The sequence below is a fragment of the Streptomyces regalis genome (genome assembly GCF_001509475.1).
Taxonomy (GTDB): Bacteria; Actinomycetota; Actinomycetes; order Streptomycetales; family Streptomycetaceae; genus Streptomyces; species Streptomyces regalis.
Genome location: NZ_LLZG01000153.1, coordinates 26118 through 42997, shown reverse-complemented (window position 1 = coordinate 42997; position 16880 = coordinate 26118). Strand labels below are relative to the sequence as shown.

The following is a 16880-nucleotide window of genomic DNA, read 5'->3' as shown; positions in this document are numbered from 1 at the left end:
TACTCGACCGGCTGAACCGTAGCGGACGCCGCAGGCTGGCGGTCGCGACCGTGGCCGGTGTTCTGGCCGGCGGCATCGCCGTCCCCGTCGTCGCCTCCGGTTTCGGTATGGAGGCCGGCGCCGCCGCGGCGACCCAGCCGCAGATCTCCAAGCCGGCCGCCTCCAAGACCGGCCCCGCCCCGACCGTGCGGGTGAACCAGGTCGGCTACCAGACCGAGAGCCCCAAGAAGGGCACGTTCGTGACCAAGGCCAAGAAGCCGCTGGCCTGGTCCCTCAAGGACGTGAGCGGCAAGGAGGTGGCCCACGGGATGACCACACCCGCCGGGGTGGACAAGTCCGCCGGCGAGAACGTCCACACCTTCGACTTCAGCGACGTCACCGAGAGCGGTCAGGGCTACACCGTCACCGTCGACGGCCAGAAGAGCGAGCCGTTCACCATCGCCGACGACCTCTACTCGCAGCTGCGCACCGATTCGCTCGCGTACTTCTACCACAACCGCAGCGGCGCCGAGATCGACGCCGACCTCGTCGGCAAGGAGTACGCCCGCCCCGCCGGCCACGTCGACGGCGCGGCGTCCAGCGACGAGAAGGTGCCTTGCCAGCCGAAGGTCTGCGACTACACGCTTGACGTCAGCGGTGGCTGGTACGACGCGGGTGACTACGGAAAGTACGTCGTCAACGGCGGCATCTCCGCCGCCCAGCTGATGTCCAGCTACGAGCGCACCCAGCACGCGAAGGGCGCCGACGCCGACGCCCTCGGTGACGGCCGGCTCGTCGTGCCCGAGCAGGGCAACGGCGTCCCCGACATCCTGGACGAGGCCCGCTGGGAGATGGACTTCCTGCTGAAGATGCAGGTGCCCGCGGGCGAGAAGCTCGCCGGCATGGCGCACCACAAGATCCACGACGCCCAGTGGTCCGGCCTGCCGCTCAGGGCCGACAAGAGCGACGGCAAGCGCGAGCTGCACGCCCCGTCCACCGCGGCCACCCTCAACCTGGCCGCCACCGCCGCCCAGGCCGCCCGCCTCTTCGAGCCGCACGACAAGGAGTTCGCCGCCAAGTCCCTGAAGGCAGCGCGCGCCGCCTTTGACGCCGCGAAGGCCAACCCGGAGATGTACGCCGACCCTGGCGACGCCACCGGCGGCGGCGCCTACAGCGACTATGACGTCAAGGACGAGTTCTACTGGGCCGCGTCCGAGCTGTTCATCACCACCGGTGACAAGGAGTACCGCCACGAGGTGCTGAAGTCCCCGCTGCACAACGACAGCGAGGCGCTCTTCCCGGCCGGCGGCGTCTCCTGGCAGTCGGTCGGCGGGCTCGGTGCCCTGGACCTGGCCACCGTGCCGAACAAGCTGGGAGCGGCCGAGACCAAGGCCGTGCGCAAGACCGTCACCCAGGCCGCCGACCGCTATGCCGCCGACGCCCGCAAGGCCGCGTACGGCGTTCCGTACGCCCCCGGCGGCGGCTACCAGTGGGGCTCCAACGGCCAGGTGCTGAACAACATGGTCGTCCTCGCCACCGCCCACGACATCACCGGCGACACCAAGTACCGCGACGCGGTGACCAGCGGCATGGACTACATCCTCGGCCGCAATCCGATGGGCCTGTCGTACGTCACGGGCTACGGCGAGCGGTACGCGCACAACCAGCACCACCGCTTCTGGGCCAAGCAGAAGGACCCCCGGCTGCCGCAGCCTGCCCCCGGCGCTGTGGCAGGCGGTCCGAACTCGTCGATCGACGACCCGGTCGCCCAGACCAAGCTCAAGGGCAGCGCCCCGGCGAAGAGCTACATGGACGACATCGAGTCCTGGTCCACGAACGAGATCACCATCAACTGGAACGCCCCGCTGGCGTGGGTGGCCTCCTACCTGGACGACCAGGCCTGACGCGCCTGCCTGAGCAGGGCGATGGCATCCGCCTGGGGCCCGTGGCATCCGACTGCGACCACGGAACGATGAAGGTCCCGGCCGCTGGGCGGCCGGGACCTTCGCGTCAACAGATCAGCATCGGCGGAGGAGACGTACCCAGGACCAGGCTGACAGCGCCGTGCCGCAACCTGGTTTCAGCGCGTGGCAGCAGCCTGGAGTAGATCGCGAAGGCGCTGGGGCTGGGCCCCGCGCAGCAGTCCTGTCGGCGCCTGCGGTTCCGGTGCGCCGCCGCAACCGCTGCAGGTTGCGAGCGCCGTTTCGGGCACCGGCTCACCGTCGCCCAGCAGCACGAGGCCGGCGGTCGCGAACGTAGTTTCTCCGCTCCGGCGTCAGGTCGCCCGCCACATGCCGGTCGTGATGTCGCGCGTGAATCCGGTGTTCCGGCTGTGGGCCGGAGTGCTGATGGTGTACGCGGCCTTGCTGTGTCCGGCCGGTGTCGCACGTCCGGCCATGGCCATGCCGTCCGGCATGGAGGCGAATTGCGCGATGCCTGTCCGATGGGCCAGGAGCACTGCGCCCAGCCCGCGGCCCTGATGCCCATCGCCGCAGCTGGGGGCGGCCCGGCTCGGTGCCCTGCCCCAGTGCGGCCCGGATCCGCCGCCGGATCTGCACCGGCTGTGCGTGTCACGGACGTAGTCGTCTGCCTCGCGGAAATCGACTGATCCCCACCATGTCCGTTTTGGCGTTCCCGCGGGCGCGCCGCCCTCCTGATCCAGGAGAACCGACGCATGCCGTCGTCCCTTGCCCTGCTCGTCACCGGTGTCTCCACCGGTCCGCCCCCCTCCCCGGCCCGAGCCAAGTCGAAAGGCAACGGCGCGATCAACGCTGAGCGCGGGATCCCGACGACCGCGACTGGTAAGTGCATACTCACAGCAAGGGAATGACCGGTCGGCGAGGCAGTCATCAACCTGCAACCTGAGGCGCGGAGGCACTCACATGGCCACAGCGTGGCTGATGGTCATCGTCGCTGGACTGTTCGAGACCGGCTTCGCCGTGAGCCTCAGCCTGTCCGACGGCTTCACCCGGCTCTGGCCGACCATCGGGTTCTGCGTCTTCGCACCGGCCAGCTTCGGTCTGTTGACGCTTTCGCTGAAGAAGCTCGACGTCGGCCCCGCGTACGCGGCGTGGACAGGCCTCGGTGCGTCGGGAACGGCGATCTACGGCATGGCCTTCCTCGGCGATCTGGTCTCCCCGTTCAAGATCGTCTCTATCGCGTCGGTGATTGTGGGCACCATTGGTCTCCAGCTGTCCGGTTCCCGGACTGAGCCCGGGTCTCGCCCACCGCGAGCCTGACCAGCGTTCCAGCCCGCGGCCAGGCGGGGGTGTCAATGACGTACGGGAGTGCTGGCCGCCGCGCCTGTTCGACAGCAGGGTGCTCGTGCGGCCTCGAGCGGGCCGGTCGGCGTTGCCGGGCGGTCACGGGGTGCTCCCGCCTGGGGCGGAGTGCGGTACGAGGAGATGGATGGCGGCCGGCGAGGGGGTGCGCGGGGCCAGAAAGCAGCAGCGGGGACGGCTGCCTCTTGCGGGGTGCCCGAGGCCGGAGTGGTGTCCGACAGGCCGGGGCGGGCGCGGGTGATCACTGCCGAAATTCGCAGTCCTCTGCGCGGCGGTCATCGGTACATCTGCGGTCCCGGAAGGCCGATGGCGCCGGATGAGGAAGGTGGGTGAACAGCAGCAGGCTGGTCCAGACGTTCAGGCGCAGTCCGAGGATGTCGTGGGCCGGGCCGACGCGCATCAGCTCGATCCAGCCGCGGCCCGCGGTGTACGCGGCGACGTACGGCGCGAAGACCCGCCCCTATTGAGGCGGCGGCCCCTGCGGCCACGCTCGCCGCGTCCTGACCGACCGCCTGGACCACGTACGCGCCCAGCTCGCCGAACTCCTCACCCTCGAAACCCATCCTGGAGTCCGAATCGGCCGCGCCCTCGGACACCATCCAGCAGACCATTGCATCCGGAGCCGCTCGCTGGGGCGTCGACCGGAAACTCACCCCATTCACGTGATCGAGGCGAACGACGCCAAGGGGAAGCCGACCCCTGGCATTTCGCCTTCAGATTCCTGTTCCGTACCACCGCCTGGGTCGGGCAGCCGCAGACGGAAGAAGTCGGCGGCAATCTGGGAGGACGGGTCGCCGGGGGAGGCACCCGGGCTGCCGTGGGTCGGCTGGGCTGACCGGAGCCTGTGTGGGGTGACCGGCATCGGGTAGTCGAGTAGAAAGGCAGAACGGGGACCGGATCAGGAGGCGAGAGCAATGATCACGTTGGCTCTCCTGCTCGTGCTGGCCACCGGTGCATTCACGGCCATTGCTGTTGCGGAGAACTTCACAGACGGACCTCAGCACGCGGTGGAGATATTCGGCAACCAGATCGCGACGCTGAATGGGACGGAGCTCTTCCTCTCCGGCGTAGGGCTGGCGCTTGTATTCTGCTTGGGGCTGGCCGCGCTCACCGCTGGAGTGAAGCGACGGCACCGCGTACAGGAATCCATGCCTGCCCCACCCGTTGCCCCACCCGTGGCAGAGGACCGCGAGGCTGATCGCCCCCCGCAGTCGCAGTCGGTTCACCGTCGCCGGGGAAGGCACATCTTCGGGCACTGAGGACACTGGCGCCCTGGGCCGTCACTGCGAGGCGGTGACGACAGCAGCGTAGCTGCCGACTCCGAGGAGTTCGTCGCCGGGGATCTGCTCCTCGTCGGTCAGCAGGTGTCGGATGCGTCCTGATCGCTCGTCGAATTCGACGTCGGTGACGATGCCCTTCATGAGACCTGTTTCCGTCAGTACCGCCTTTCCGACAGGGTCGTGCACCGGGTGGGCGCCGTTGCCGGGATCGATGTTCTTCTCGTCGCGGATCCGACTGGCTTCTTCGACGGCGATCGCGTCGGGACCGAACGACTGGACGTCGCTCCATTCGAGGGTGCGATGTCCGCGGCCTCGGGTCCTGAGGCGCAGGCCGGCGATACGCGCCGGTGACGGTGCGACGGTGCATGCGGCGACCGTGCCTACTGTCTCGGCTGTCGCGAGATCCATGACGGCCTTGCCCCGGGCCTTGGTGAACAGCATGAGTCAGTCCCCCTGCGAGTCTTCCTTGAGGCGGATGCGCAGGCTCTCCGCGGCGGTACCGAACCCTCCCAGGTCACCAGCTCTGTACTGTGCGGTGGCGTCCGCAACGAGTACCCGTTCTCCGGAGACGGTGACGGGCCCGGCAACCGGGAGCAGAACGCGGCGGTGCTCGGGGGTTTCGATCTCATAGCCCGCCACCACCGGTGTCTTGCCTGCCTCGACGACGGCGTCGGTGACCGTACCCAGCCGTGCGCCGCTGCGGGTCATGATCGCGACACCCAGTACATTGCCCCCGGCGGGCTCCTTCGCGCTCGGCTGGGCGGCCGTGTCGTCTTCCTCCAGCGCGCTCTCGTCGCGCACCATGACCGCGTCCGGACCCAGGGCGTGGACGTTCCTCCACAGGAGGGCCCGGTGGAGCGGGCCTGCCAGTAGGCCACGACCGGCGAGGGTGAAGCATCGGATGCTGCCCGTCGAGGCGTCGAAGACGAGGTCCTTGACCTGCCCGAGGTCGTCGCCCGCCAGTGTGACCACTGGCTTCTTGGTGATCTCGCTGGCTCGCATGTAGACGGTCACGACTTCTGCCCTCCTCCCCCCGGAGGCCGACGGCCCTGCGCTATTACCCCACCGGAGCGGCGTCGAGCCTGGAGGGGCACGACCAAAGCGGCGCCCGCCAGGACGATCGCGAGAGCGACGATGAGCCAGGTCCACCATTCCATCTGGAAGCCCCTTTACTCCAGCTATCACCTATATGTTCCCCTCTCAGGGTCGACCCACTGAGGCTCAGGTGTCGACTGCACGAGATGAGGATCAGTCTGGAAGCTCCTCGTGACAGTCCTGACTGGGCGGGCCAACGGCTCAGGGCATCACGGGGCCGGGATGGGTCGGGACTCGTAGACCACGCGGGTCGCTGTCGCCCGTGTGCTGCTGCTTGCCGTCGATGGGTCTGGTCGTCGGCCTGGTCGGACTGATCGCGATGCGCCTGTCTCCACGGCGCCAGCGGCTGGGAGACGTCATCGCGGGCACTGTCGTCGTCCGTGACCGGCGAGCACACGGGGCCGGCAGGAGTGCGTGTGAGGCGGCCGCGGGAGTGCCCGGGCAACGGGAGAACCGGTGATCAGGGAGATGCTGAGCGGACCGGACCGCCGAGACGACGGTGCGGATCTGTTCGTAACGGGGGCGCGCGGTACGGTCGATGAAGGCCCATGAATGTGACGCGCCGAGGCTCGGCGCGTCAGGTGGATTCGAGGGATCGGTGCAACACGCGGTGAGTTGATCAAGCCGCGAGCAGTGTAGACAGCGGATCGGCTGTGAGCCTCTGGTGGCGTCCGGCTGAGCACGCACCAGAAATCACCACCTGACCGCGCTCCGTCTCGGCAGGAGGCTGGTTGCGGAAGTCCCGGCATCGAGGCCAAGCCGCCAGGCATTTGTGGACGTCCGCCCCAAGAAGAGCGATCCCGATGCCCAAGCGCAGGGCGAGGGATGGTCGGCCGGTGTTTTCATTCGAGCCGCGCTGCCACGGGCTGCCGCGGTTGCAGAAGTAGACCGGGACGTTGGTGGCCATGCTGAAGCCGCGGTGAGCGGCCTTCTCCGTGCCCTGATCCCAGGTCAGTGACCGTTTTAGGTGGGGTGGCAGGGCGTTGACGGTGGTGATGAGGGCGTCACGCACGGGTGCTGAGTTGTAGCCGTCGGGAAGGTGGACCAGCATTGCCCGGTCGGCTGCCTCGGTTGGCCGTTGGCTGATCATGATCATGTTCTTGACGGCTCGAGAGCGCCGGCGGTCGGCCAGGCGGAGAGGGCGCCGCCGGAGGCGAAGAACGTGCCCGTCACCCGGAGGCACGCGAAGCCCATCATCGTGCCGGGGGCGGCTCCGGGCTCAGTCCGGAAGGAGCTCCGTGATCTCCGGCAGTGCCTGTTCCGCCCAGATCACCTTGCCCTGGGGGGTGTACCGGGTGCCCCAGCGCTCGGTCATCTGCGAGACCAGGAACAGGCCTCGGCCTCCCTCGTCGGTCGACGCGGCGTACCGCAGATGTGGCGAGGTGCTGCTGCCGTCCGCCACCTCACAGATCAGCGTGCGGTCGCGGATCAGCCGCACGTGGATCGGTTCGCAGCCGTAGCGGATGGCGTTGGTGATGAGCTCGCTCAGGACGAGCTCCATGGCGAAACCGAGCTCGGACAGGCCCCACTCCTCAAGCTTGCCGGACACGGCTTCTCGCATCTCTGACACAGCGGCCGGATCGCGCGGCACGTCCCAGTCGGCGACCTGGTTCGGCGGCAGCGCCCGGATGCGCGCGATGAGCAGAGCGACGTCGTCCTTGGGACGGCCCGGCAGCAGTTCGTCCACCACCGCCTGGCAGCTCTCCTCCGGCGGCCGGTCGGGGTGGCCCGCCAGCGTCTGGTGCAGCAGCTCCATTCCCACGTCCAGGTCGCGTGCACGGTCCTCGATGAGGCCGTCGGTGTACAGGACGAGCTGCGAGCCCTCGGCGAGGTCCAGCTCGGCCGTCTGGAACGGCATGCCGCCGAGTCCGAGGGGCGGTCCGGCCGGCACGTCGGGGAAGGTGACGCTTCCGTCGGGATGGACCAGCGCCGGCGCCAGGTGCCCCGCACGCGCCATGACGCAGCGGCGTGTCACGGGGTCGTAGATCGCGTACAGGCAGGTGGCGCCCACGATCTCTGCGGCCGCCTCCGCACTCGACGACTCGTCCTGGTCGATGCGGCCCACCAGGTCGTCCAGATGGCTCAGGAGCTCGTCGGGCGGCAGGTCGAGCGTGGAGAAGTTGTGCACTGCGGTCCGCAATCGCCCCATCGTCGCGGCGGCGTGCAGGCCGTGGCCGACGACGTCGCCGACGACCAGTGCCACCCGGCTCCCCGGCAGGGGTATCACGTCGAACCAGTCTCCGCTCACGCCCGACTGGGCGGGGATGTAGCGGTAGCCGATGTCGAGGGCGCTCTGCTCGGGCAGGGCCCGCGGCAGCAGGCTGCGCTGGAGGGTGACCGCCAGGGCGTGCTCGCGGGTGTACCGGCGGGCGTTGTCGATGCTCACTGCGGCGCGGGCCACCAGCTCCTCCGCCAGCGACAGCTCCTCCTCGTCGAACGGGTTGTGCCGTTTGGTACGCCAGAAGTTGGCCATGCCCAGCACGACCCCGCGGTCCTGGATCGGGGCTGAGATGAGCGAGTGAATTCCGTAGGCGAGGATGTCCCGGGCGCGTTCCGGGTCCTGTGCTTGCCAGCCCATGGCCGTCGACAGGTCGGTCACCAGTTCGGAGTGGCCGGTGCCGTAGCCGCGTGCCTGGGGCGTGGAAGGCAGGAAGTCGATCAGTCGGCCCTTTTCGTAGAGCGGATGGTCGTCCTGGATGCCGCACACGGTGACGCGTCGCATGTCCGTCGCTGTGGGAGTCGGCTCATCGCCGTGCAATACACCGTCGGCCAGGTCCACGGTGACGAAGTCGGCGAAGCGGGGGACGGCGACCTGTGCCAGCTCGTCGGCCGTGCGGACCACGTCGAGGGTGGTGCCGATGCCCAGTCCCGCGTCGTACAGCAGCTTGAGCCGCTCACGTGCGAGCTCCGCCCTCCCGGACAGCTCCTGAAGCTCGGTGGAGTCGCGGAGCGTCACCACTGTTCCCCTGGGGCCTCCGTCACGGTCCGTCGGCCGCTGATTGACCGCGAGCAGCCGTTCCCCGGCGATGTGCACTTCGTCGGTGGCCTCGCGCCCGGAGACCAGCAGGTCCACCGTTTCGGGGTCGAGACCGGAGACCTCCCCGACATGCCTCCCCTCGGCGTCGGGGGACAGCTCCAGCAGTCGTCTGGCCTCGTCGTTGGCGAGCAGCAGCCGCCCGTCGTCACTGACTATGAGCACGCCTTCCCGCACGGAGTGCAGCACCGCGTCGTGGTGCTCGTACATGCGGGTCATCTCGTCCGGGGCCAGGCTGTGGGTCTGGCGTCGCAGCCGCCGGCTCACCAGCGCCGTCCCGCCGGTCGACACCACGAGCGCACTGGCCCCGGCGGCCAGGATGATCGGCAGTTGCCGGGTCACCTCGCTGGTCACGTTCTTGACCTTCATCCCGGCGGAGACGAGGGCGATCACCTTGCCGTCGGTGCTGTTGATGGGAACGGTCGCCTGGACCTCGTGGCCCAGCGGGCCGTGGACGCTCTCGGTGTACACCTTCCCCGCCAGGGAAGGCTCGATCGTGCCCACGAACCGCTTTCCGATCCGGTCCGGCAGGGGGTGGGTGTAGCGGATGCCCTTGGTGTCCATCACGACGATGAAGTCGATGCCGGCGGACTTGCGCCCCGCCTCGGTGAGCGGTTGGAGCACCTTCGAGGGGTCAGCCGTCTTGAGCGCCGCCTGGACGCCGGGAGAGTGCGCGAAAGTCTGTGCGACAGCGATGGAGCGGCGCTTGGCCTCCGCTTTGGTGTCCCGGTCCGACTGCAGGACCAGAGCGACGACGGCGCCGACCACGAGCAGCACCACGAGCACCACCTGAAGCACGAAGACCTGTCCGGCAACGCTCCGGGGGCTCTTTCCAGCCAGCGAGCACACTGAGATGCGCTTAAAGCGGGCGAAATGGTCCGCCATGCGAGTATTTGTAGCATTGCCGATTCCTGGTGGCCATGGCCGGTCCAAGTGATGGACAGCCTCGCCCACGTGTCAGGAGTCCGGACTCGTCGGCGATCGACCGGCGCTGCCGGGACGGAGACGGCGCCCTGGATCATCAAGGGCAGGGGGCAAAGAGCTTTGAAGGCGAAGGCTTGGAGGCGCAAGGAGGCCGCGGTCTGCGAGCGTGAGTATGGACTTGAAGTCCCGGCCCAGGACCGACGTGGCGATCCGTCGGCGCATCGTCGCCTGATGCGCAGCCTGCGGTTCCTTCCTCAGGGCCGCCGTTGTGCGGGTCGCGGGTCGACCGGCAGCGGGTTCGGCGGGCCATCGGCGGCTGCGCCGATCGTGACGGTGGCGGCCGTGGCGGTGGCCAGGCACGGACTGGCCGGCCCGGCAGCCCCGTGCCATGGCCGAACCGCACGGACAGCGGAAAGCCCGACGGCAGGCAGGGACTGGAAGTGCCGCGCAGTCGGTCACTGCCGAATGTTGCCGTTGCTGACGAGGCCGCCGGCTCTACACCTCTGTGGGGATGTGGTGTGCTGCGGCGCTGAGTCCGTCGGCCTGGGCCTGTTCCGCGCAGTGGATGGCCCAGGCGGCGTTGACCAGTCCGATATGGCTGAAGGCCTGGGGGGAAGTTGCCGAGCAGTGTCCCCGTGCGTGGGTCGGCCTGTTCGGAGAGCAGGCCGAGGTCGTTGGCGCAGGAGGCGGCCCGCTCGAAGGTCGCCCGGGCCTGGTCCGTGCGCCCCGCGAGGGCTTGGACCTGGGCGAGCCAGAAGGTGCACAGCAGGAAACTGCCCTCGCGTGAGGTGCTCGGTGATGGCGTCGAGCGTGGCCGGCACGCGCGGGTCGGTGGCGGGCAGGAAGCCGGTGATGGGCAGCATCAGGGCGGAGGTATCCAGCGCGGTGGAGCCGAACGACTGGGTGAAGGCGCCCACCGTCTCGCTGAATCCGTGCCGCTCGATGGCGGTGCGGATCTCGTCGTGGGCACTGCGCCACTCCTCCGCACGCTGCTGAGCTCCGAGGCGGTCGGCGAGTTTGAGGGCGCGGTCCAGGGCCACCCAGCACATGAGCTTGGAGTGCAGGAAGTGCCGGGGTGCGCCGCGGATCTCCCAGATGCCGTGGTCGGGCTGGTGCCAGGCCTCGACGGCGGCGTCCGCCAGGGACATCAGGAAGGCCCGCTGGGTGCCGTCGGTGGTGTCCAGTTGCGGGGCGAAGCGGGCCGCGCTGTCCGGCAGTTCGCCGTAGACGTCCACCTGTGGCTGGTTCCAGGCGGCGTTGCCGACCCGGACCGGGCGACTGCCCTTCCAGCCGAACAGGTGGGGCAACTCCCGCTCGGTCAGATCGTGTTCGCCCCCGATGCCGTACATGATCTGCAGATGGGTGCGGGTCCAGCCGGTGGCGGCGGCATCCGCGGTGGAGCGGTAGTCCCAGTTGCGCCGTCCGCCGGCGCGTTCGGGCAGGGATGTGGTGGGGGCGGCGACGATAGCGCCGGTGGGCTGGTAGGACAGGGCCTGCAGCACCCGGCCGGCGAACCGCACCTGATCGCGCCAGGGGCCGTCGTAGTTCTGGTGCTCGGCCGACCAGCGGTGCCAGGCCGTGACGGTGTCGGAGAGCCGGTGGGCGATGTCCTCCTGGCTCAGGATGCGGGGGCGGGGATCGGGCAGGGCCGCGTAGTGCAGGGCGAAACGGGTCGCCTCTCCCGCCGACAGTCGTACGGTGCCCCGTGCGCTCTGGTCTGCGCTGACGGTGAGGGGGACGAAGCTGGACAGGGCCAGCGCCGCAGGCCCGCCCCGGGCCCGTACGCCGCCCTCCACCACCCGCAGCGCCGGGACCACGCGGCCGTACTCAGGCCGGGGCCCGAACTCCAGCGCCACCTCCACCGAGCCTCTGGAACACTGACCTCGCGCAACAGCAGCAACTCCGCACCCTCGCCGAGTCGGTGGGGATCGCCGGCGGCTCCAGTGGCCGGCCCCCGTGTCCAGCAGCGCCGCGAAGACCGAGGGGCTGTCGAACCGGGGCAGGCACAGCCAGTCGATGCTGCCGTCCCGGCTGACCAGCGCCGTGAGGCGGGCTCCGCTGAGGCGCTGAGGTCCGGGACCCACACCGGACCGGCGGCCGGGCAAACAGGTGCGGCTCGCGGCTCTTCGCGTGCCGCTCATCCCGGTGAACCGTTCGGTGCCGAATTCACGTGGGGTGGAATCCCCCGAACGGCCCAGCGGGTTTCCCATCCGGCTCACGAATCACCGAGAACGTCGTCTGGGGGCGCCGTGGAAACGACGACCGTCCGTGAGGCAGGCGTCCCGCTGCGGGGGGAGGACGCCGAGACGACGCATGTGCACGGCGTGTGCTTCAAGACCGGCCCGCCGCATCGAACACTGCAGCCTGGGCCGCCCGCCCACGGCTGCAGTGCAGGCCCCGGGGAAGTGCGGTGATCCGGGAGCCGGGCGGCCAGATCGGGCTCAGCTGCCCTCCGGCGGCCTTGGTGGCACGGCGCGTCGCGGAGACACCGTCCCGTGTGCCGGACCATCCCCACCACCGGACGCTGGTGATGATGCGGCCCACGGCTGCAGGGCAGGTCAACGTGGACGCCGGGGGGCGACTGCGACGGGGTTACGGGCTGCCGGTTCCGGTGGCTGCCGGCCCGCCCCCTGGCCCCGGTGCTGATCGCCGCCATTGCCGACTCCCCGCTGTACCAGGGACGGTCCACCAGCTGGGTCTCCTCCCGGCAGGCGGTGTGGGGGCGCATGGAGCGGGGCCACACCCGGCGGCCTGTCGGCACCCGGGTCGGCCCGCGTACCGCCTGGGTGCGCTACGCGCCGGACACTCGCGTGATGTACGTACGCCGCACCCCGCCCGCCGACTGGACGGCGCCCCCGTACCTGCCGCTGCGCACCTGGCTGCGCGGCGAGACGACCGAACGGCCTGCCACTCACGCGGACGTGACCTGACCGCGCTCTTCCCGCCCGTGCGTCCGGGCGGCCACCCGTGGCTGCGGATGATCGACACCCAGCGTTGTGACGGCGGGATCGTTCCAGTGCTGGTCACCACCGTGCAGTTGGACGACCCGACGGCGGCGAAGGCGGCGTACGGGGCGGCGTACGGGGCGGCGTACGACTGGGGCACGCCTGAACTGATGCAGCGTGCGGTGTCCGACTTCATCGGCGGCTGTCCGCCGCGCGGCCGCTGCCCGGCCCACCCCACCTCCCGGATGCACCCCACCTCTCGGAAGGAGGCCTGCCATGACAGGCATGAACCACATACCGATCGGCACCGTCACCGCGATCATCGCGGAGTCTCGGCCCCAGACGGTGAAGGTGCGCGCGGCGCAGGCCCTGGACGCGGCGCGGCGCCACACCCTGACCCTGACCGAGTGCCTGGACGAGCACGAACTGACCGCGCGGCACTCGCCGTTGGTGCCCCCGCTGGTGTGGGACATGGCGCACATCGCCAACCAGGAGGAGATCTGGCTACTGCGCGAAGCGGGCGGCCGCCCGGCGCTGCGCGGCGAACTCGACATGCTGTACAACACGGTCGAACAGCCCTGGGCCACCCGCGCCGAACTGCCGCTGCTGAGTCCGGACGCCGCCCGCGCCTATCTCGGGCAGGTCCGCATCCACGCCTTGGAGGTTCTCAGCGACGCTCCTGTGACAGGAAGTCCACTGTTCCAGGACGGCTTCGTCTTCGGCATGGTCGCCCAGCACGAGCAGCAGCACGACGAGACGATGCTCGCCACCCACCAGCTGCGCCACGGCCCCGCCGTCCTGCACGCGCCGCCTCCCGGGCCCGCCGCGACGCCCGTTCACCGGCTGCCCGGCGAAGTCCTTGTCCCGGCGGGCGAGTTCATCATGGGCACCTCCACCGACCCGTGGGCCCTGGACAACGAGCGCCCCGCCCACACCGTCGACGTCCCCGCCTTCTGGCTGGACACCACCCCCGTCAGCAACGCGGCCTACCAGGAGTTCATTGCCGACGGCGGTTACGCCGAGCCGCTCTGGTGGCATCCGGAGGGCTGGAAGCACCGCCAACACGTGGGCTTGGAAGCTCCGTTGTTCTGGCAGCGGGACGGGGACACCTGGCTGCGGCGTCGCTTCGGCCGAACCGAGGAGGTGCCACCCGACGAGCCGGTGGTGCACGTGTGCTGGTACGAGGCGGACGCCTATGCGCGCTGGGCCGGGCGGCGGCTGCCGGCGGAGGCCGAGTGGGAGAAGGCCGCCCGCCACGACCCCGCCACGGGACGCAGTTGGCGCAACCCGTGGGGCGAGTGGGAGGCCGACTCGTGGCACGCCAACGTCGGCCAGCACCACCTGCAGCCCGCGCCCGTCGGCTCGTATCCCATCGGGACCGCCCCGTGCGGGGCCGGGCAGTTGCTGGGCGACGTGTGGGAGTGGACGTCCTCCGACTTCACCGGCTACCCGGGATTCCGCGCCTTCCCCCACCGGGAGCACAGCGAGGTCTTCTTCGGCCCCCAGTGCAACGTGCTGCGTGGTGGCTCCTTCGCCACCGGCCCGACCGTTTGCCGGGCCACGTTCCGCAACTGGGACTTCCCCGTCCGCCGACAGATCTTCGCAGGCTTCCGCACCGTCCGTGATGTCGACGGTGCTCCGCGGATGAGGGCGGCCTGATGTGCCGTCACCTCGCCGCGCAGGCAGAGACACGGCACGGTGAACGTGGACGAATTCCGCATCGGCTGGTGTCAGCCCGGCGGCTACCGCCTGCCGGCGCCCTACCGCCGGTCGATGATCATCTGGACGGGCGGCAACCTGCCCGACCTGGCCCGCTCCGTCCATATCTACGCCATGGGCTCGTTCGGGACTTCGCCGCCATACGGCCCGCAGGGCTTGCGACCTGGCTCAACCTGCTGCTCGCCGACGGCCACACCATCACCGCCACCCGCTGGGACGACACCCTCGGCTACCGCGTTACGGAGGACCGCGTCGTCGCCTCCGAGCCGGTCGACGGCGCCCATGACTGGCAGGGCGTACGCGATCGGTCTCCTGCCCGTGGCCACCCCCCTCGGCGTCGAGACTCCGTTGCGCCCCGCCCCGGTGGGGGTACCTCCAAGGCCCTCAAGGCGCTGGGGGAGGTCGTGCTCAGAAGTCGGCTCGGGCGCATCGGAGAACACCCGGCTGCTGCTGGACGCGCTCACCACCGGCGGAACACTGGAGCAGTACGCACTCGTCGACGTCTCCTTCTCCGCCCTGGTGCGGGCAGTCACGGGCTTCGAGACTGATCCCGCCCTACCCCCATCCGGCACCGGGCCGCGGTTGATCGCCGTCCTCGGCTCCCTCGTCGGCAACCTGGACTCGGCCCAGCGCGCCGCTTTCTACACCACCCTTTGCGGCCAACTCGACCACAATGACGCCCTGTTGCTCGACGCCGACTTCGACACCCCGGCCTTCACCCACCACGCGGTGTGGAACACGTACGAGGAACGCGTCGAGATGCGGCTGCGGTCCAGGGTCCGCCGGGTTCGCGGTGCGCCAGTGGTGGACCGACCGGGCGCAGCGCTTCGCTCTTCTACTCGCCATTCCCGACTGATGCAGGGAGGGAATGTGCGGTCGCCCTCCCGGGTTCCTTCCCCGTCCCCACGCGCCATCGAGCCAAGGAGACCGCCGCGGCCCGCACCCTGAAGAAGGTGACCGACGACTCCTTCGAGCAGGACGTCCTCATGAGCGACAAGCCCGTCCTGGCGGAATTCTGGGCCGCCTGGTGCGGTCCGTGCCGTCAGGTCGCGCCGGCCCTGGAGGCGATCGCCGCCGACTACGACAACAAGATCGAGGTCGCCAAGACCATCGTCGGCGCCAAGCCGATGGCCGCGCTCGTCCGTGACCTCGCGGACTTCCTCGTGTGACGCCCTCCCGACGGACACCACAGCGAAGGCCATCGGCGGGCTCGGTGAACTGCTCATCACCGTGGGTGTGTTGCGCACTCTCTTCGTCGTCCATGCCCTGTGGCGGACCAACGTCCCTGCCGACCCGGGAGGGAGCTGCGCCGACCCGGTGAAGTCCGGCATGCCCTGGGACGACAAGGCAACGTCACCCTCGCCACCCGGCGACACTCATCGTGCTGTGGGCCGGCGAGATCCGTCACATCGTCGCTGCAGGCTCGCGGGGATATATTTGATGAAACGGGAATTCCGGGCGGATCGAGCCGGGTTTCCCTTCGTGTGTCGTTGCGTCGCGCCGCGTTCGGACTCTGCGCTTGGTCACGCGGTCGAAGTTCCCGAGGGGACCGGGAGTTACGGCATGGGCATCATGGCACTCCCTCTGAGGAGAGCAAGGCTCTTCCCCGGAGCGCGTGGCAGGCGCATGACGACTCTCTTCGCGCTGGTGGCCGGGGCATACGTAGCCGTCTTCCTGGCGGTGCTTACCCGGTCACCCCTGCTGGAGTTCGACTGGCGCGTGGCCATGTGGCGGCCGTACAAACAGTGGCCACAGCCGGGAGGGCTCCTGGATGTCCTTGTCGTCGCAGGGCAGCGCGGACCGACGGCGACAGTGGCGCTGGCCTGGCTGGGGTGGCGCTTCTGGCGGAGCCGGAACCCACGCCCGCTGCTGATCTTCCTGACGGCGCTGTTGCTGCTCAACCTGAGTGTCGGCGCGGTCAAACTCGGCACCGGACGCCTGGGGCCCGGCTACGCGCATGCCATCGGATCCGATGAGTTCTTCCGGGGTGGCGACATGTTCCCGTCCGGCCACACAGCCAACAGTGTCGTCGTCTGGGGGACGTTGACGTACCTGGCCACGCGTCATCGCAGGACAGCGGGTGTGCTGGCTGCGCTGGTCGCGCTGGTGGTCGGGCTGACCACGGTCTACCTGGGACATCACTGGTTCAGCGACGCCTTGGGTGGTTGGGCTGCCGGGGCGCTGGTGCTGCTGGCCCTGCCGCGCTGCGAGCCGGTCGTTGAGCGCGTTACCGTATGGGGTAGGAGCCTGCGGGAGCGCCTGCGGACGGATCCTGCGCCGTGGCCGGCTCCCTCGGCAGCCATGGCCGGCGGGGCGCCGAGGCCTCGTGGGCGCGGCGTGCGACATGGGTCGACAGCCATGCCGTGTTCCACCGGTGCGGCGGCGCGGAGTCCCTCGTCCCGTGTCCTCGAGTTGCGGCAGACGAGCCCCGCTGTAACGACGGTGGCCTCTCACTCCCGGGTATGGAATGAGCGCGGGCCGCCGCGTGTTTCCAATATGTCGTAAATATCCAGTTACGTTCCCTGTGTGCCCCGGGCAGCGGAGTGAAAGCCTGGGGCGGATGCCGACCGTGCAGGCCTCAGGGCGCGCACCGTGGGTGAGCCGTGGTGGGTGCCGTGAGCCC

Annotated in this window: 11 protein-coding genes and 4 pseudogenes; 8 read left to right on the top strand and 7 right to left on the bottom strand. The window is 69.7% G+C overall.

Annotated elements, in window-relative coordinates; translation table 11 throughout:
- Positions 1-185: 185 nt before the first annotated feature.
- A pseudogene (locus ADL12_RS19980) lies at positions 186-1883 on the top strand (glycoside hydrolase family 9 protein); the annotation flags it as partial.
- Between the two features lie 371 nt (positions 1884-2254).
- Here the strand turns inward: ADL12_RS19980 and ADL12_RS54075 are convergent.
- Entirely contained in the window at positions 2255-2395 is a 141-nt protein-coding gene (locus ADL12_RS54075) for a hypothetical protein (protein WP_159053215.1), read from the bottom strand.
- Between the two features lie 466 nt (positions 2396-2861).
- Here ADL12_RS54075 and ADL12_RS19975 point away from each other — a divergent pair, with 466 nt between their 5' ends.
- Positions 2862-3218 carry a DMT family transporter gene (locus ADL12_RS19975; protein ID WP_062704028.1) on the top strand — a complete coding sequence of 119 codons (357 nt, stop codon included), beginning with the start codon at positions 2862-2864 and terminating at the stop codon, positions 3216-3218.
- Positions 3219-3591: 373 nt separating this feature from the next.
- Here ADL12_RS19975 and ADL12_RS58500 read toward each other — a convergent pair.
- A pseudogene (locus ADL12_RS58500) lies at positions 3592-3720 on the bottom strand (prolipoprotein diacylglyceryl transferase); the annotation flags it as partial.
- A gap of 454 nt (positions 3721-4174) precedes the next feature.
- Here ADL12_RS58500 and ADL12_RS55610 point away from each other — a divergent pair.
- On the top strand, positions 4175-4519 hold the full coding sequence (locus ADL12_RS55610; protein WP_063806695.1) for a hypothetical protein: 345 nt from the start codon (positions 4175-4177) through the stop codon (positions 4517-4519).
- 21 nt (positions 4520-4540) lie between these two features.
- On the opposite strand, the gene ADL12_RS19965 is transcribed toward ADL12_RS55610, so the two are convergent.
- From ADL12_RS19965 to ADL12_RS19950, 5 genes and pseudogenes are all read right to left on the bottom strand, one after another.
- On the bottom strand, positions 4541-4981 hold the full coding sequence (locus ADL12_RS19965) for a PRC-barrel domain-containing protein (RefSeq protein ID WP_062704027.1): 441 nt from the start codon (positions 4979-4981) through the stop codon (positions 4541-4543).
- Between the two features lie 3 nt (positions 4982-4984).
- Complete coding sequence (locus ADL12_RS19960; protein ID WP_062704026.1) at positions 4985-5554, bottom strand: PRC-barrel domain-containing protein; 570 nt, start codon at positions 5552-5554, stop codon at positions 4985-4987.
- Positions 5555-6470: 916 nt separating this feature from the next.
- Positions 6471-6791, bottom strand: a pseudogene (locus ADL12_RS56540) (transposase); the annotation flags it as partial.
- A 63-nt stretch (positions 6792-6854) separates the two neighbouring features.
- A complete protein-coding gene (locus tag ADL12_RS19955; RefSeq protein WP_079052150.1) occupies positions 6855-9554 on the bottom strand; it encodes a SpoIIE family protein phosphatase in 2700 nt (899 codons plus the stop codon).
- A gap of 136 nt (positions 9555-9690) precedes the next feature.
- Positions 9691-11734: pseudogene (locus ADL12_RS19950) on the bottom strand (glycoside hydrolase family 15 protein).
- 498 nt (positions 11735-12232) lie between these two features.
- Between ADL12_RS19950 and ADL12_RS19945 the strand changes: the two are divergent.
- From ADL12_RS19945 to ADL12_RS19925, 5 genes are all read left to right on the top strand, one after another.
- Positions 12233-12523: a glutamate-cysteine ligase family protein gene (locus tag ADL12_RS19945; RefSeq protein WP_062704025.1), complete on the top strand. Its 291-nt coding sequence runs from the start codon at positions 12233-12235 to the stop codon at positions 12521-12523.
- A 291-nt stretch (positions 12524-12814) separates the two neighbouring features.
- Positions 12815-14197, top strand: coding sequence for an ergothioneine biosynthesis protein EgtB (egtB, locus tag ADL12_RS19940; RefSeq protein WP_425265125.1), 1383 nt, complete (start codon positions 12815-12817; stop codon positions 14195-14197).
- Positions 14198-14539: 342 nt separating this feature from the next.
- Positions 14540-15205, top strand: coding sequence for a class I SAM-dependent methyltransferase (locus tag ADL12_RS52805; protein ID WP_062704024.1), 666 nt, complete (start codon positions 14540-14542; stop codon positions 15203-15205).
- A complete protein-coding gene (locus ADL12_RS52800; protein WP_279617153.1) occupies positions 15202-15426 on the top strand; it encodes a thioredoxin family protein in 225 nt (74 codons plus the stop codon). The genes ADL12_RS52805 and ADL12_RS52800 overlap by 4 nt, the downstream gene beginning before the upstream one ends.
- Before the next feature lie 457 nt (positions 15427-15883).
- On the top strand, positions 15884-16762 hold the full coding sequence (locus tag ADL12_RS19925; RefSeq protein WP_062704023.1) for a phosphatase PAP2 family protein: 879 nt from the start codon (positions 15884-15886) through the stop codon (positions 16760-16762).
- The last annotated feature ends 118 nt before the right edge of the window (positions 16763-16880 follow it).

Coding starts and splice junctions, on each gene's coding strand:
- ADL12_RS19955 (WP_079052150.1), bottom strand. CDS start 9,554: ATGGCGGACCATTTCGCCCGCTTTAAGCGCATCTCAGTGTGCTCGCTG.
- ADL12_RS54075 (WP_159053215.1), bottom strand. CDS start 2,395: ATGCCGGACGGCATGGCCATGGCCGGACGTGCGACACCGGCCGGACAC.
- ADL12_RS19925 (WP_062704023.1), top strand. CDS start 15,884: ATGACGACTCTCTTCGCGCTGGTGGCCGGGGCATACGTAGCCGTCTTC.
- egtB (WP_425265125.1), top strand. CDS start 12,815: ATGACAGGCATGAACCACATACCGATCGGCACCGTCACCGCGATCATC.
- ADL12_RS55610 (WP_063806695.1), top strand. CDS start 4,175: ATGATCACGTTGGCTCTCCTGCTCGTGCTGGCCACCGGTGCATTCACG.
- ADL12_RS19965 (WP_062704027.1), bottom strand. CDS start 4,981: ATGCTGTTCACCAAGGCCCGGGGCAAGGCCGTCATGGATCTCGCGACA.
- ADL12_RS52805 (WP_062704024.1), top strand. CDS start 14,540: ATGACTGGCAGGGCGTACGCGATCGGTCTCCTGCCCGTGGCCACCCCC.
- ADL12_RS19975 (WP_062704028.1), top strand. CDS start 2,862: ATGGCCACAGCGTGGCTGATGGTCATCGTCGCTGGACTGTTCGAGACC.